Here is a 14,894-nt window from a genome sequence, read left to right on the forward strand (position 1 = left end):
GGATTCCTCAACTACCGCCTGAGCTCAGTTCGGGTCTACTACCGTAATGAAATTCTCCCGGGTCTGGGTGTTGTTTCCTTCACTGTTGATAGCCGTGAGGGATACATCGTAGGTTCCGGGGTTGAGGTACTGAATAAAAGGTTCTACCTCCGTACTGCTGTCCGGTGTGCCCCCGGGGAAGGACCAGAGGTAAGAGGTTGCATTGAGAGATCCGTTGACAAATTGTACCCGGGTCCCTGCGCGTATGGTGGTGGCCAGGGCGTTGAATTCAGCAATGGGCGGAGTGCTGCGTTCGGGCGTAGTGTTGCCGTCGTCATTGGAACACTGCAGGTGAAGCAGTAATATCATAAGACCGATAAGGATCCTGAAAGATTTCATACACATAGATTAGGCCCTAAAAATAGTAATTTCCGCAATGGTTTCGCAAATGATCTCACCGGGTAAAAAGAGCCTCAGAAATTCCTGGCATAGGTCAGGGAAACGTATTTGTGCGCCCTGGTTCCTTTCGCCTCAGGGGTCAGGATGCGGTAGCCGAAGCGATATTCGTTCTGTCCGAACCGGTGGTGAACATCCAGACCTGCAGTAAAAAGGTGTTTCAGGGCATCGATCAGGAAAATGGAATCGTCCCCGGCCGCATTTCCTTCCAGCATGGCATTGTGGGCCACATAGCGGTAATCGGCCCTAAGACTGAAATAGATCTCCCTGGATGTCGCTCCTATGCGGTGGTGTGCCATGCTCGATCTCAGGGGGTCCCGCCTCCCGAAATAAGAGATCCAGGTGAGTTGCCCGTACTGATCACGTGTTCCAAAGGCAAGCTCTGGCTGAATCCCGGTCCTTACCGAGAAAGGCAGGGGGGCGAGGGTCCATTCCCTGTAATAGTCCACGTAGAGGTTGGCATGGGCTGTATTGTTCATCTCCCCGGTCCATACAGGAGGGTCCGATACTACGAAGATCTTGTGGTACCACCGCTGGAATCCCCCGGCACCTGAATTATTGCCGGCAATACCCAGGAGGAGGCTGACATCCACGGCCTGGTTTTCCTTCACCCTGGACCAGCCTGTCCTCAACCCCAGGAAACCTACGTAGGGTCTGTCCTGTTCTGAAATTTCTCTGGCCTTGATATCAGCAGGGGTATAGACCTCCTGTCCGAGTTTCAGGGTGATTTGCTGGTTCTCATCTCCTTTTTCCCAGGTGCTGAGTCGCCTGGTATATGAGAGAAAAAGGCCGGAGGAATAGTACCTGTCGCTGAGCGCAAAGAAGTCGTTGTCGTGCTGTAAACTGAGTTGGTGATTCGGTTCATTATTCCTCCGCGTACCAGTGGTAATGGTCTGGGAATAAAGTGGATTATTTATCAAGGTGACCAAAAGCAAATATCCCAAAGGAAGACTGCCATATAGACCAAAGAGAGTTTTGAGAGATGTAAGAAATTTAGGGATCAAGAAAATGTTTTGGAGGGGAAAGATAAAAATACTGAATATATGGGCCGAATTTTTAATCCCCGGCTTTCTCGATTTTGTTCAGGCTGTCCATCTCCTTCCTAAATCTCAGAATCATAAAACTGTCGAGTTCCTGAGAGATGCTGTCCCTCATGCGCCGCCAGTTGGCTGCATTCATTTTGCCGGTATATTCGCGGATTTGGTTAAACCTTTCCAAATTGTACCTGTTAGCCTTCCAGGCTGCTTCCGTGCTTTCCTTGTGTTTGAGGTCCTGGAGGTAGATACCGATGCCGAAGCCGATGATCACCACCGCCAGTATTAGAAGGAATTTGGAATTAGTCAACTTCAAAACAGAAATTTAGGACCTCTAAGCTAGCTTAAATAAAGAAGAAGTACATGAAAAGTCTTTGATATATACTTTTATGCCGTTATATGGCCTGAGGAAGTTAGTAAATAGAGATTTCAAAATCCTTTGAAAAAGGTATGCTTCGTTACGTTGCAGGGAGATTACCGCGCTTCGTGCGCTGTTCTCCTGAGATCAAGTACTGCAAACCTGCCTTTGCCGGTGGCAAAGCAGTTTATTTGTTCTCCCGGAAGCAGATTTTCAGCCTTTTTCTCAAACGAGGGAGATTACCGCGCTTCGCGCGCTGTTCTCCTGAGATCCCGTCCTGCAAACCTGTCTGCCGGCAGGCAGGCACAAACCCGGCTTTGCCAGAGGAAAAGCAGTTAATTTGTTCTCCTGGAAGCAAATTTTCAGCCCATTTCTCAAACGAGGGAGATTAACGCGCTTCGCGCGCTGTTCTCCGGGTCTCCGATATTGCAAATAAAAATACCCATTGCTGGCGCAATGGGCTTATGGAACTTTTGCTCTAGATTTTGATCGGGAGATTACCGCGCTTCGCGCACTGTTCTCCTGAGATCCCGTCCTGCAAACACAAACCTCGCTTTGCCAGGGGCAAAGCGGTTTTCCGTTTCCTAAATCCTTAACAGAGCAAGCTCTGTACGGCCTCAGAAAACGAAAAACCCCGCCTTTTGGCGGGGTTTGTGAGTGATCGTGGAGCCGGGGAGAATCGAACTCCCGTCCAAACAAGCAATACCACTGCTTTCTACATGTTTAGGACCTGTTCGGTTTTCGATACAGGGCTGACCAGGAACCGCCTACCCTGTACTTAGCTTCTTTGATTTTGAACCCCCGCCGAAGCTACGGGGATCCTATGTTGATTTTTATGGTGCCCCGGTGCGGATCGCCATCAACAAGGGCTATCCCGGGACATCTCGCTTCCCTGCCTTGCAGGGACGAGGCTATATCCTACTATAATTCAGATTAAGCGGCAAGAGCGTAATTAGATTCGCCATTTAAAAGTGTGAAATATGAGATTTACGAGCTGTATCCCAGCGCTCGACATGCTTACAATGCCATTGGTCTCGCTGTCAAAACCAGTCGGCCCCAATATGTTAAAGAACGTTGTCCGATAAAAAGGATTGCGAAGATACCAAAAAGTTTGCGCACCGCCTTAATTCCGTGTAATTTTGAGCAAATTCCATACCAAATCCTATGATACATTTCGGAATCATCAGGGAACGCAAAAACCCCCCTGATAAAAGGGTGGTCCTGTCACCGGGAGCCTGTCAAAAAGTCCTGAAGTCCTTTCCGGAGGCTGAAATAACGGTGGAATCCTCCCCAATTCGAGTCTTTGCGGATCAGGAATATCGACAGGCCGGTATTCCTGTATCCGATTCTGTTTCGGACTGTGATGTACTCATAGGGGTTAAAGAGGTACCCATCGAGGCCCTGATCCCGAACAAGAAATATTTCTTCTTCTCCCATACCATCAAAAAACAACCCTATAACCGAAAATTACTGAGAGCCATCCTGGAAAAGAACATAGAGCTTTATGACCACGAGGTGATCACCAATAACAAAGGCATCCGCCTTGTGGCATTTGGCCGCTATGCAGGGATCGTGGGATCCTATAACGGTATGAGGGCACTTGGACTCAAAACCGGCACCTTTGAGATCCCGAAGGCAGAGACCCTGAAAGACAGGGAATCCCTGATCCGGGAGTTGAAGAAAGTAGATGTACCCCCGGTAAAAATCCTGCTCACAGGGAAGGGAAGGGTAGGCAACGGGGCGAAAGAGATATTAGAGGGAATGGGACTTAAAGAGATTTCTGTTGCTGACTATCTCGGAAAGAATTTTGAAGTCCCCGTCTTTTGCCAGATCGATGTGCTCGATTACAATAGGCGAAGGGACGGGCAGGATTTACCCATGCAGGATTTCTTTGACCATCCGGAAGCCTATGAATCCACCTTCATGCGGTTTGCCAGGGTCTCTGATCTCTACATCGCTGGCCATTTTTACGGACAGGGAGCACCTTACCTCTTCACCAGGGAAGATGCGAAGGATCCCGGTTTCAAGATCCGCGTGGTGGCCGATATCAGCTGCGACATAGACGGACCCGTGGCATCCACCCTGAGAGCTTCTACCATTGCCGATCCCATCTATGGATATGACCCTGAAAATGAGGTCGAAACGGATTACCTCAATCCCCGGGCGATCGCTGTCATGGCTGTAGACAACCTGCCTGCCGAGTTGCCCAGGGACGCCAGTGTAGGGTTCGGGGAGACCTTTGTGGACCACGTGATCCCTTCCTTTTTCAACGGGGATGCCGAAGGTATTCTCGAAAGGGCAAGGATGACAGAAAACGGAAGGCTTACTCCCAGATATGCCTACCTCCAGGACTACGTAGACGGGAAGTAATCCCCTCTATTCAGGAAGGAGTTCCCAGGTCACCACCGGTTGTGTCTTCGGGGCCGTGTACGCCCCAAGGGCCTTTAACCGCAGATCCAACTTCCCCTTCCTCTCCAAGGTCTTGATCTGCAAAAGGATCTTCTTCCCGGCTGGAATCTCAAAAACAGGTGGCTTACTGTAAAAGGTGTACCCCATCTGGTTTTCAAAAAGGAGATCGCTGCTAGAACTATTTTCGAGTTCTACCTCCAGGATATCCGTATTTGGGATGTAAGCTACCCTGTGGATCTTTATACAGGCCTTGAGTAGGGGTACCAGGAATTCTGGCCTTCCCACAAACAGAGAATTGTAAACCGCCACAGTACGCCCTTCAAAGAGGGCTTCTCTCAGGCTTCGAGCGCTCCTTTCCTTTGCGAAGACCAGGGTAACCGGCCGGTGGTTTCCCTTTTCCAGATAATCCCAGTCGATCAACCCGTGAATATCGCTCGTCCCCATGATGGTGAGATTGTGCTCCAGGGCCAGGGCCAGGGATTCCTCCGCATAATCAAACGTATTGATCACCTCAATCCCGTGCAATTCTCCATTTTTGATCCGGGTTCGCTGAAAATCACTCAGGATGGGGTTGCCATCCGGATTTTGTGCATACCAGGCGGGATGATTCCAGAATACGAAGGCACCTTGCTTTTTTGCTTCCCTGAAGGGTACTTCTGCATTTTCATCCAGTAGTGCGTTCGCATCCGATATAAAAATGGCATTGCTATGTCCTATGGGGGCATTCCTCGTGATCTCCGAACCGTGAATGATCAGCAGGTCATGGTCCCGGGCTTCCTCCAGGGCCAGTTGATAGGACCGGTTGCGGTCCGGATGCGGGATGTCTTCCCTGTGAGGTTGATATTCGAGGTGTTCCGTAAGGGAGATGGCATCCAGCCCTTCCCTCAGTGCTTCCATAACCCTGATAGACGGCCATACCTCCCCGTCGGAAAAGACGGTATGCTGGTGGAGATCACATTTCAGGGTCTTAAAACCGGGAATATCCGGGAAAGTGAGGGCTTTGCCATAGGCGTGCTGGTGATCTTGTGAATTTGCGTCTCCGGACCATAAGAGAGCTATTAAAATAAGAAAGGAAGGATACTTCATGATTTTTGAGATTAATTGAATGCTTTTTGATGGAAATTAATATATTTCAAGTTCTTAAAGGAACATCCCACGTGAAATTCAATTGGATCCTTTCCAATGAGTTGGATGAAAGCATCCGGCGATATTGCATAGAACTGGAATACCAGCTCCGCCCGAAAATAACCAAATTCCTCATGGCCAGGCTGGAAAATGAATGCAATGGTGACTTTTCCTGTTTCCACTTCGATGTGGACCTGATCACTAAGAACATTACGATCTCTCCTGAAACACCTGCGCGTTTCTCCCGCAGGATCGAGGGCGATTTTGAAAAAGAGATCAACACCTTCTGTTGTACCTGACCCATCGTGGATCCTGCCTCTTCGTATATCCTGGAACAACCGGAACCGTACAGGGCGATTTTACTTCACCTCCAGTCTGTAGTGCAGCAAACCATTCCCGCGGTCGATTTGAAATACAAATGGCGTATCCCATTTTTCTACCTGGAGGGAAAGCCGTTCTGTTATCTCAACCGCTCTAAAGATTACGTCGATATAGGATTTTTTAAGGCCGCCTACCTGACGGTCCATACAGAACTCATGGTGACCGAAGGACGAAAAGTGATGAAATCCCTGCGGTACCGTTCCCTGGAAGAGATCGATGATAAGGTGTTGACCGACGTCCTTAAAGAGGCCTATCAGGTCAGGCATAAAAAATTTTACCGCTGAGCAACGGATGCTTAGTCCAGGCTGTTGATCGTACTTCTTAATTTAGTCAGATCGGTAAGCAGTTTCTCCAGTTTGTCAAGCGGAAGCATATTGGCCCCGTCACTCTTGGCATTGGCCGGATCGAAGTGTGTTTCCATAAAAAGACCGTCCACTCCTGCGGCAATCCCTGCTCTTGCCATCGTGCCGATCAGGGCGGGCCTTCCCCCGGTAACCCCGGAAGACTGGTTGGGTTGCTGGAGGGAATGGGTCACATCCAGGACCACGGGTGCATATTGCTTCATGGTAGGAACACCCCTGAAGTCGACGATCATATCCTGATAGCCGAACATCGTTCCCCGGTCCGTGATGATCACTTGTTCATTTCCTGAATCCGTGACCTTTGCTACTGCGTGCTTCATACTTTCCGGACTCATGAACTGGCCCTTTTTCAGGTTAACGACCTTCCCCGTATGGGCCGCGGCAACGACCAGGTCGGTCTGGCGGACCAAAAAGGCTGGAATCTGAAGTACATCCACGTATTCTGCCGCCATGGTAGCATCGGATACCTCGTGTATGTCCGTTATGGTAGGGACTTCAAACGTCTCAGAGACCTTTCTCAGGATTTTCAGGGCTTTTTCATCTCCTATCCCCATAAAGGAATCCACCCTGCTTCTGTTGGCCTTTTTAAAACTTCCTTTGAAGACATAGGGTATTTTAAGCTTGTCGGTGACTTTTACAATATGCTCAGCGATCCGCAGAGCCATATCTTCCCCTTCAATGGCACAGGGACCTGATAGCAGGAAGAATTGACCGCTGTTTTGATGTTTGAGCTGTGGGACCCGGGTAAAATCCATGGAAAATATTTTCGGCAAAGGTAGGAATTTGGGGCCACTTATCCGGAAAGGAATTCAATACGGAACCCCCTCAGAACCAGTCTGCTAAAAAAAGCACAACTTTAGTACCCAATGCCGAAAATAGCAGTATCTTTGCGCGCTCAAAACAAGAAGACAACTGTGACTAAAAATATTGCCATCATTGCCCACGTAGACCACGGTAAGACCACCCTGGTAGACAAGATCCTGCATTTTTGCCAACTCTTCCGCGAGAACGAAAAGACCGGAGACCTCATCCTCGACAACAACGACCTGGAGCGGGAAAGGGGGATCACCATCGTTTCCAAGAACGTATCGGTAACCTACAAGGGTACCAAGATCAATATCATAGATACTCCCGGCCACGCCGATTTTGGTGGGGAAGTGGAACGGGTACTCAATATGGCCGACGGGGTCCTCTTGTTGGTGGATGCCTTTGAAGGGCCGATGCCACAGACCCGTTTTGTGCTGCAGAAGGCATTGAGCCTTGGGCTGAAACCCTGTGTGGTGATCAACAAGGTAGACAAGGAGAACTGTACCCCTGAGGAGGTGCACGAGAAGGTATTCGACCTCATGTTCGAACTGGGGGCCGAAGAATGGCAGCTCGATTTCCCTGTGGTCTACGGCTCTGCCAAGCACAATTGGATGGGTGAGGACTGGAAGAAACCTACTGAAACCATTGAGCCTTTACTGGAAATGGTTATTGAACACATCCCTGAATTTAAACCTGAACAAGGGAATACACAGATGCTGATCACCTCCCTGGATTATTCTTCCTTCACCGGTCGAATAGCCATTGGACGGCTACAAAGGGGCAGTCTGAAGGAAGGACAGCAGATCGTTCTCATAAAAAGGGATGGTACCAAGGTAAAGTCCAAAATAAAGGAATTGTACACTTTTGAAGGCCTGGGTAAAATCAAGGTTTCAGAAGTAACCACAGGAGATATCTGCGCGATCGTAGGCTTGGAAGGATTTGATATAGGGGATACCGTTGCCGATAGCGAAAATCCGGAAGGCCTGAAGACCATCGCCATTGATGAGCCTACCATGAGTATGTTGTTCACCATCAACGATAGTCCTTTCTTTGGGAAGGATGGAAAATTCGTGACCTCAAGGCATATCAAAGAACGCCTGGAGAGAGAACTGGAAAAAAACCTGGCCCTCAGGGTGGAAGAAACAGACAGTGCGGATAAATTCATGGTTTATGGCCGTGGGGTACTCCACTTGTCTGTTCTGATCGAAACCATGAGAAGGGAAGGCTATGAACTTCAGATCGGGCAGCCCCAGGTCATCATTCGCGAATTTGACGGGGTTAAATGCGAGCCTATTGAACAACTGACCATCGACTTGCCTGAGGAAGTATCCGGAAGGGCTGTGGAAATGGTTGCCATGCGAAAAGGCGAAATGGTAAGTATGGAATCTAAAGGCGAACGGATGGTTTGTGAATTCCTGATTCCCTCAAGAGGGATCATTGGTCTTCGAAACCAATTGTTGACCGCAACTGCCGGGGAAGCTATCATGACACATCGCTTTCTGGAATATCAGCCCATGAAAGGCGATATTCCCCAGAGGCAGAATGGTTCTCTTGTTTCCATGGAGAATGGGAAAGCTATCCCTTATTCCATTGATAAATTACAGGAAAGGGGAAGATTCTTTGTAGATCCGGGTGAGGATATCTACGAAGGACAGGTCATTGGAGAGAACTCAAGGGGGGATGATATGACGGTCAATGTCACAAAGACCAAAAAATTATCCAACGTTCGTTCTTCAGGGGCAGATGATAAAGCCAAGATCGTACCTGCCATCAAATTTTCCCTGGAGGAAGCTCTGGAATACATCCAGAAAGATGAATATGTGGAAGTGACCCCAAAGCACATCCGCCTGAGGAAGATCCACCTGAAAGAGGTGGACCGCAAGCGGAACAAGTAATAAAAAAGCGCCAACTCGGCGCTTTTTTTGTGTTCTTTCAATCCAGGGTGATCGGGTGGTGTATGGCTGCGGCTGCGGCTCCGATGATCCCGGCGTGGTTCTGCAGCCCGGCAGGGATGACCGGGGTCTCAATGGTGATAAAATCCTTGTATTCATCAAAATCCTTGGAGGTGCCTCCTCCCAGGATGATCAGATCCGGGGAGACCAGGATCTCTACGTATTGCAGGAAGGTATTGAACCGCTTACCCCATTCCTCATAGGTGAGGTTCTCATTCTCCTTCGCAGAGGCTGCGGCCCAGGTCTCGATCTTGTCGAATTCTTTATATGGGATCTGACCCAGCTCGAAATTCGGGATGAGTTCTCCATCCCAGAAAGCACCACTGCCCAGGCCCGTACCTATGGTGATCATCACTACAAAACCTTTTTTACCTCTCCCCACCCCGTAATTCATGGTGGCATAGCCGGCAGCATCCGCGTCATTGATCACCGTGACGGGCAAGCCTGTGGCCTCGGTGAAAAGTTCCTTTACATTCACGTTGACCCATTTCTTGTGGAGGTTGCCTCTGGACTTGCAGACACCGTGCCTCAAGGTGGTGGGGAAGCCACAACCGATCGGCCCTTGATAGTCAAAGTGCTCAACGATCTGCCTTACCACTTTGGCCATGGGTTTGGGTTTGCGGGATTCAGGAGTGGGGATCCGGAACCGTTCTGTCAGCATCTCCCCGGTTACCGAATCTACCAGGGCACCTTTCATTCCCGATCCTCCGATGTCTATTCCCAAAACTGTCATACGAACTGTGTCAGTAGGCGAATCTCGCCTGGTTAGTCGGCCATAAAAGTAATAAAAACAAAGAGATGAAATGATAATGAACCTAGATCCTCTCTTCCTCTCTCAGATGATCAAAAATGAGTTTCCCCACGGCAGATAGCTGTTCCCTCTCCGGAAAAGCCAGCCATTTCATCTCTGCGATCTCTGAGGCGGGCTGCAGTTCGCCTGAGAACCCGGCTTCGTAACAGCGGATTCGGACAAATACACCGGGAGGTTTTTCATCGGCCTGTGCTTCAAAAGAACCGAGGAAGAGGAAGCTTTCTGTTTTCAGGGAAACCTTTAATTCTTCCCGGATCTCCCTGCTCAGCGCCAGGATGTCGGATTCCCCTATTTCCCTTTTCCCACCGGGAATATAGAACAGCGTCTTGTCCATACTTCTTACGCACAGTACTTTTTTGTCCCTCACCAGAACCCACCCCAGTTTGTCTATGACGTTCTGTGAAGGTTCCACGTAATAGTCGATGGAGTTGAGCGAATGGTTTGGGTCGATCGCATCCAGGAATCCGTCGATGAATTTCCCAAAGCCGGTGAGCATGCCCAGTTTTTTATTCCTTCCCAGGGCACTGGAGATCGTCTCATCCCGGTTGCCGAAAGGGTAGCCGCCTTTCCGCACCCAGAGGAGGTTGAGGAGGTGTTGCATGAGCACATTGCCAAGTTGGTCTATGGAAATGGCGATCTTCAGTAAATATTCCCCCACTCCCGTGATTCCCTTTCTGAACAGCTGGTGGAAAAGTCCATATAGAAAGCCGATAGGGCCTGTGAAGACCAGCAGGACCAGGGAGATCAAAAAGAGCAGGACCCCGAGCAGGGGGTGTATTTTCTTGTCTGGGGTTTCCTGTTTTTTCTTCCGTATCAAGAATCGACCTCTTTAATTCTGTGCATCGGTGGTCGCCAAAGATCTTTTATGGATCCAGTACCACATCAGAAAGATAAGAGTAAGACCCAAAAGGACCAAGGCGAGGATGTAAAACAGGCGAGACAGGGAGAGGTAATTCAGAACGGGAAGGAGCACAAGAGGGGAGAGGAACTGCCCGAGGAACCAGAATGTGGTGAGCCTGCCGATCTCTTTTCCACGGATCTCCTGGGGTGCCAGGTGCATGACCCACAGATTGGCGTTCGGGATCATCAGCCCCATGCCCAATCCTGCCAGCAGTGTTCCAAGGAGTACCACGGCGTATGAATTTCCCATTGCCATGGCGGCAAAGGCCAGGGCCATAAGGAAATATCCCAGGGCAAATATCTGCCGGAATCCGAGCTTGTCCCTGATCCGGCTGTATGAAAAGGAGGATACGGCAGAGAACAAGGTGCTTGCCGCTATAGCGATCCCTATCATGGCATTCTTTTCCACGCCGATTTCCTTGAGGTAAAATGGGATCTGGACCGGGATAATAAAGAAAATGATCCACATGAGCATCACATTGACAAAGATGAGCCAGATAATACGGGGGGATTGTATCCCCTTAACGGTCTCTGAGGTCTTTACTTCCCTTTTAGGTTCCTTCAGGTACAGGGAAACTGCCGGCAGTATCAAGAGGGAGAAGAAATAGAGCAGGAAAGGGACCCTCCAACCGACATCGGCCAGCACCCCTCCCAGGGTGATAAAGAGGATGCCGGCGAGCGACATCACAGCGATCTGCAACCCTGCGAACTGTTGCCTCGACTTACCCTGGTAATAATCGGCTACCAAGGTCGTTACGATCGTCATAGAAATACCCACTGATATACCGAGAAGTGCCCTTCCGGCCAGGATACCATACAGATCGTCCAGCCAGTACCCAGAGGTGCCCCCGATCGCAAAGAGGACCAGCGCAATGCCCAGTAATTTGAGTCGGCCTGTCCTGTCAATAACGATCCCCGCCAACATGGCACTCAGGGCGATAAAAAGGCCGGGAAAGGACAGGGATAATTTCACAAGCCCCTCACTGTTAGGGACATCCGAAAAGGATCGGGTCATATCGGGCAAAGAGGCCGAGACGGTGATCATGGACATGATCGTGAGGCTGCTCACCAGCAACAAGGTCGCCTTTACCTGCCAGGTCTCGGATTTCATACAAAGGGTCTTTAAGGGCCGGATCTGCAAAAACGGCCCATGGGTTAGGGAATGGTATTTTAAAGGACCAGGATCAGGCCATCTCCCCTTTCATCAGCTTGGGAAGCATCTGTTTGAAATTTTCCTTTTTATTGAGATGTGGCAATTCCTCTGAGGGCTCATCAACCCCCAGGAATTTACAGAGGGGTGCCCATCCGTCACGGACGTCGTACACCAGTAATTTTTCTTTCGGGACATAGTTCTTCACCTCCGCCAGGTGATTTTCCCATACCTTTTTAGCATGCGCCTTGTCTTCGAACTGTCCACTCATCTCCCCCGCAAAAAATGTTTTTTTAAAGAACTTGATGCACTTTACCACATTCCGTGCCCGGCTGCTGAAGAGGAGCTTGCCCATCATTTTTAACTTTTCCCCTGGTGTTTGGGGTCCAGCCCTGAAAACTGTACTGTCCACGCTCTTGTACCAGGCCTCAAAATCCCTAACGGTGAGGATCACCTTGGCATCCGGGTAACGTTTCATGTGTTCCTTGTACCAGGGATATCCGGGAAAATCCACGGTGGCATCGTATCCTTTGTAGAGACCGTCCCAGTCGGTATCTCCGGTCTCAGAAAGGGTTTTCCAGTAATGGAGGTTATGGGGATTTACCAGGAGTTCCTTCATGTGATATACATGGTTGAACCCCAGCATTTCGAGGGATTGCTTAAGCGTTGTGGTTCCTGTCCTTGGGAAACCGGCTCCGATGATTTTAATTGACATGTCGAATTGTTTTTGGTTGTATGTATTATTGTACGGGTTCTTCCTGGTTGGCAGGTACTTCCAGAACAAAGGGTTCTGGCTGGGGGATCACCGGATTGAGGGTTTTGCCCGCAAATGCCGGATGTTCTTTTGGGTATAAAGTGGCTCTGAAAAGCCCAAAAATAAAGGGTCCTGTGGGTTGTGCAGGAGATCCGTCAGGCAGGGTGTAATCGAATTTGTAGGGTGTCCAGTACTCCCATACCTTCTTACCGTTCTCATCCACTTCTATAAGCCTGCCCTGCATACCCTGGGTGATAAATGTATGCCCGTTCTTCAATCTATGAGCTCCCGAGATGAAGGCTGAATACATAGAATAAAGATCCGGGGCTTTATACGTCCAGTCGGGCTCATTAGGGCCAAATGTCCCACCCTCACCGAGCTCGTAATTCCCATTATCATCAGAAGGAATCGCCCATTGAAATACAGCAGAATAATTCCCTACATCCCCTATGGCCACATCCATTGCCGGGGTCATATTCCCTGCCAGGGAGGCCCACATATTGGGCAATTTATTATCGGGATGCGGGATATCGTTGTTGTAGACCATCAGGTTGCCTTCTCCGGGATATCCTTTAGGAATCCATTTGCTGTCGTGCTGGCCGAAGAGTTTTTGGTCTTCCTTCGAGCCTTTTCCGTAATTGGCCGGATTCCCCCATCGGTAAAGCAGTTCGCCTCCGTGTCCCCATCGCCCTCCTGAGCTTCCTTTGGCTTCCTTTGTGGTGGTACTGTGGTCGATCACGAGGATCTCCCCATAACCCGGGACACTGATGACGATCTGATCCAGTTCCGGGTTGTAGGACACGGCATTGGTATGGGTCACGTCCGATCCCTGGTTATCTACGGTTGCATTGGAGGTCAGGAAGCCCATTTTCTTCATCTCTTCTATGCGTTCAGCGCTCATAGGTGAGCCGGCCTCTGCGCTGTGAGTATTGATGTTGAGTTTTCGGGGATGCTCTGCTACCTTTCCGTAATTCTTCTTATCCGGATACAACTCCTGTACGAGATGGTCGCGCATCCTCCATTCCCAGACGATCTTGCCTCCTTTGGGCCGTGTGGGTTCAATTTCTATGATCTTGTCGAGCCAGATACCCGCATTGGGCACGTGTTCGGGATCCATACCAGCTTCTATGGCCTCTTCTTTGCTCAGGGCGTCATAGGAAATCGCAAGGATATGCCCGTTGGGCATGATCTCCATATCGTGGTGGGTGAGGTAGGTTTCACTGAAATATTCGAAATCCCATACCAGGTTGCCATCCCAGTCGTATTCCCGTATCCTGCCGGATTGGCCGCCGGCCGCAAAGGTTGTAAAGTTCTCCTCCCTTTCCATCCGGATAAGGTGGCCGTTAGGCTGGAGGTAAGAGTTCATGGAATTGAGCTCTGATTCCCACGTGTGAACCACTTCTCCCTGTTTGTCTACCAAAAAAGTAAAGGTGCCGGTTGGGGGTTCGTAGAGGACATAGCCTTCTGTGTCCTCTTCCGAATCGTATATAAGGCCGCGTTCGGCCAGGGCTCCGGACATGCTCCGTACATCTTCCGGATTCCATTGCCGGACCTCCGTGGCAGCCACTTCGGCCTTTGGAGGAGTGTCTGTTTTACAAGAAAGTAAGGAAAGGAGCAGGAGGGAGCAAGCGAAAGAAATCGTTCTCATGTTGGTTTTGGTTGGTCTGTAGGGAAAGATACGGTTTTTTCCTTGATCTTGACAAGAAATCACCGCGGAAAGGATGGTAATCAGACCGCTTTTTGTACGACCTCAAATACCTTGGCCCCGTCGCATTTGAGGGTCTTGGAGGGATACTTCAGGATGAGGGCATAGTCGTGGGTGGCCATCAAAATAGTGCGCCCGGTCTTGTTGATTTCCTGGAGGACCTTCATCACTTCCACGCTGGTCTGGGGATCGAGGTTGCCGGTAGGTTCATCTGCCAGGATGAGTTCCGGATCGTTGAGCAGGGCGCGTGCGATGGCTACCCTTTGCTGTTCCCCTCCCGAGAGTTCGTGGGGGAATTTGAACCCCTTGGTCTTCATCCCGACCTTCTCCAGTACCTCCTCTATCCTGGCATTCATGAGGGCAGGGTCTTTCCAACCGGTTGCCTTCAGGACAAAAAGAAGGTTCTTCTGGATATTCCTGTCCGGGAGCAATTTGAAATCCTGGAATACCACCCCGAGTTTTCTTCTGAGGTACGGGATGTCCTTCTCCTCCAGTGTTTTCAGGTTAAACCCTACAACCCTTCCGTGTCCGTGTTTCAGGGGAAGGTCTGCATATAAGGTTTTCATAAAACTGCTCTTCCCGCTCCCGGTCTTGCCGATGAGATACACGAATTCACCTTTCGTCACTTCGAGATTGACGTCCTTGAGGACCAGGTTCTCCTTCTGGTAAACAGCTACTTCCTTAAGGCTTAAAACGGGTTCTTCCATCTTA

Annotated in this window: 15 protein-coding genes and 1 other RNA gene; 4 read left to right on the plus strand and 12 right to left on the minus strand. The window is 49.8% G+C overall.

Annotation, left to right across the window (positions count from 1 at the left end):
• Positions 1-24 precede the first annotated feature (24 nt).
• The 4 genes from GWK09_RS08655 to ssrA all read right to left on the minus strand — a co-directional run bounded on the left by GWK09_RS08655 (position 25) and on the right by ssrA (position 2,885).
• Positions 25-378: a PKD domain-containing protein gene (locus GWK09_RS08655; protein ID WP_163692791.1), complete on the minus strand. Its 354-nt coding sequence runs from the start codon at positions 376-378 to the stop codon at positions 25-27.
• A gap of 74 nt (positions 379-452) precedes the next feature.
• Positions 453-1,364 carry a lipid A deacylase LpxR family protein gene (locus tag GWK09_RS08660; protein WP_204260416.1) on the minus strand — a complete coding sequence of 304 codons (912 nt, stop codon included), beginning with the start codon at positions 1,362-1,364 and terminating at the stop codon, positions 453-455.
• Between the two features lie 127 nt (positions 1,365-1,491).
• Positions 1,492-1,785: a hypothetical protein gene (locus tag GWK09_RS08665; RefSeq protein WP_239530868.1), complete on the minus strand. Its 294-nt coding sequence runs from the start codon at positions 1,783-1,785 to the stop codon at positions 1,492-1,494.
• A gap of 703 nt (positions 1,786-2,488) precedes the next feature.
• Positions 2,489-2,885: a transfer-messenger RNA gene (gene ssrA / locus GWK09_RS08670) on the minus strand.
• 109 nt (positions 2,886-2,994) lie between these two features.
• Here ssrA and GWK09_RS08675 point away from each other — a divergent pair.
• Positions 2,995-4,197 (plus strand): NAD(P)-dependent oxidoreductase, encoded by a 1,203-nt coding sequence (locus GWK09_RS08675; RefSeq protein WP_163693420.1) that lies wholly within the window; start codon positions 2,995-2,997, stop codon positions 4,195-4,197.
• Between the two features lie 6 nt (positions 4,198-4,203).
• On the opposite strand, the gene GWK09_RS08680 is transcribed toward GWK09_RS08675, so the two are convergent.
• Complete coding sequence (locus tag GWK09_RS08680; RefSeq protein WP_163692793.1) at positions 4,204-5,322, minus strand: Sb-PDE family phosphodiesterase; 1,119 nt, start codon at positions 5,320-5,322, stop codon at positions 4,204-4,206.
• Between the two features lie 71 nt (positions 5,323-5,393).
• Between GWK09_RS08680 and GWK09_RS08685 the strand changes: the two genes are divergently transcribed.
• Together GWK09_RS08685 and GWK09_RS08690 are read left to right on the plus strand one after the other, a co-directional pair.
• Positions 5,394-5,660 (plus strand): hypothetical protein, encoded by a 267-nt coding sequence (locus GWK09_RS08685; protein ID WP_163692795.1) that lies wholly within the window; start codon positions 5,394-5,396, stop codon positions 5,658-5,660.
• Positions 5,661-5,666: 6 nt separating this feature from the next.
• A complete protein-coding gene (locus tag GWK09_RS08690; protein ID WP_163692796.1) occupies positions 5,667-6,026 on the plus strand; it encodes a DUF1801 domain-containing protein in 360 nt (119 codons plus the stop codon).
• Positions 6,027-6,037: 11 nt separating this feature from the next.
• Here the strand turns inward: GWK09_RS08690 and kdsA are convergent, their stop codons facing one another.
• Positions 6,038-6,859 (minus strand): 3-deoxy-8-phosphooctulonate synthase, encoded by an 822-nt coding sequence (kdsA, locus tag GWK09_RS08695; RefSeq protein WP_163693421.1) that lies wholly within the window; start codon positions 6,857-6,859, stop codon positions 6,038-6,040.
• A 111-nt stretch (positions 6,860-6,970) separates the two neighbouring features.
• Between kdsA and typA the strand changes: the two genes are divergently transcribed.
• Positions 6,971-8,806: a translational GTPase TypA gene (typA, locus tag GWK09_RS08700; protein ID WP_163692798.1), complete on the plus strand. Its 1,836-nt coding sequence runs from the start codon at positions 6,971-6,973 to the stop codon at positions 8,804-8,806.
• 37 nt (positions 8,807-8,843) lie between these two features.
• Here the strand turns inward: typA and ppgK are convergent, their stop codons facing one another.
• From ppgK to GWK09_RS08730, 6 genes are all read right to left on the minus strand, one after another.
• Entirely contained in the window at positions 8,844-9,596 is a 753-nt protein-coding gene (gene ppgK / locus GWK09_RS08705) for a polyphosphate--glucose phosphotransferase (RefSeq protein WP_163692799.1), read from the minus strand.
• 82 nt (positions 9,597-9,678) lie between these two features.
• Positions 9,679-10,491 carry an NUDIX hydrolase gene (locus GWK09_RS14960; RefSeq protein WP_204260418.1) on the minus strand — a complete coding sequence of 271 codons (813 nt, stop codon included), beginning with the start codon at positions 10,489-10,491 and terminating at the stop codon, positions 9,679-9,681.
• Positions 10,492-10,503: 12 nt separating this feature from the next.
• The gene (locus tag GWK09_RS08715; protein WP_163692801.1) at positions 10,504-11,685 is read right to left on the minus strand and encodes an MFS transporter; all 1,182 of its coding nucleotides are present in this window, start codon (positions 11,683-11,685) and stop codon (positions 10,504-10,506) included.
• A gap of 73 nt (positions 11,686-11,758) precedes the next feature.
• On the minus strand, positions 11,759-12,439 hold the full coding sequence (locus tag GWK09_RS08720) for a sulfotransferase family protein (RefSeq protein ID WP_163692803.1): 681 nt from the start codon (positions 12,437-12,439) through the stop codon (positions 11,759-11,761).
• Positions 12,440-12,464: 25 nt separating this feature from the next.
• Positions 12,465-14,126 carry an aryl-sulfate sulfotransferase gene (locus GWK09_RS08725; protein ID WP_163692805.1) on the minus strand — a complete coding sequence of 554 codons (1,662 nt, stop codon included), beginning with the start codon at positions 14,124-14,126 and terminating at the stop codon, positions 12,465-12,467.
• Between the two features lie 80 nt (positions 14,127-14,206).
• On the minus strand, positions 14,207-14,890 hold the full coding sequence (locus tag GWK09_RS08730) for a cell division ATP-binding protein FtsE (protein WP_163692807.1): 684 nt from the start codon (positions 14,888-14,890) through the stop codon (positions 14,207-14,209).
• Positions 14,891-14,894: the final 4 nt, after the last annotated feature.

It is taken from the genome of Muriicola jejuensis (assembly GCF_010671595.1).
Taxonomy (GTDB): Bacteria; Bacteroidota; Bacteroidia; order Flavobacteriales; family Flavobacteriaceae; genus Muriicola; species Muriicola jejuensis.

Coding starts and splice junctions, on each gene's coding strand:
- GWK09_RS08655 (WP_163692791.1), bottom strand. CDS start 378: ATGAAATCTTTCAGGATCCTTATCGGTCTTATGATATTACTGCTTCAC.
- GWK09_RS08680 (WP_163692793.1), bottom strand. CDS start 5,322: ATGAAGTATCCTTCCTTTCTTATTTTAATAGCTCTCTTATGGTCCGGA.
- kdsA (WP_163693421.1), bottom strand. CDS start 6,859: ATGGATTTTACCCGGGTCCCACAGCTCAAACATCAAAACAGCGGTCAA.
- typA (WP_163692798.1), top strand. CDS start 6,971: ATGCCGAAAATAGCAGTATCTTTGCGCGCTCAAAACAAGAAGACAACT.
- ppgK (WP_163692799.1), bottom strand. CDS start 9,596: ATGACAGTTTTGGGAATAGACATCGGAGGATCGGGAATGAAAGGTGCC.
- GWK09_RS08715 (WP_163692801.1), bottom strand. CDS start 11,685: ATGAAATCCGAGACCTGGCAGGTAAAGGCGACCTTGTTGCTGGTGAGC.
- GWK09_RS08720 (WP_163692803.1), bottom strand. CDS start 12,439: ATGTCAATTAAAATCATCGGAGCCGGTTTCCCAAGGACAGGAACCACA.
- GWK09_RS08725 (WP_163692805.1), bottom strand. CDS start 14,126: ATGAGAACGATTTCTTTCGCTTGCTCCCTCCTGCTCCTTTCCTTACTT.
- GWK09_RS08730 (WP_163692807.1), bottom strand. CDS start 14,890: ATGGAAGAACCCGTTTTAAGCCTTAAGGAAGTAGCTGTTTACCAGAAG.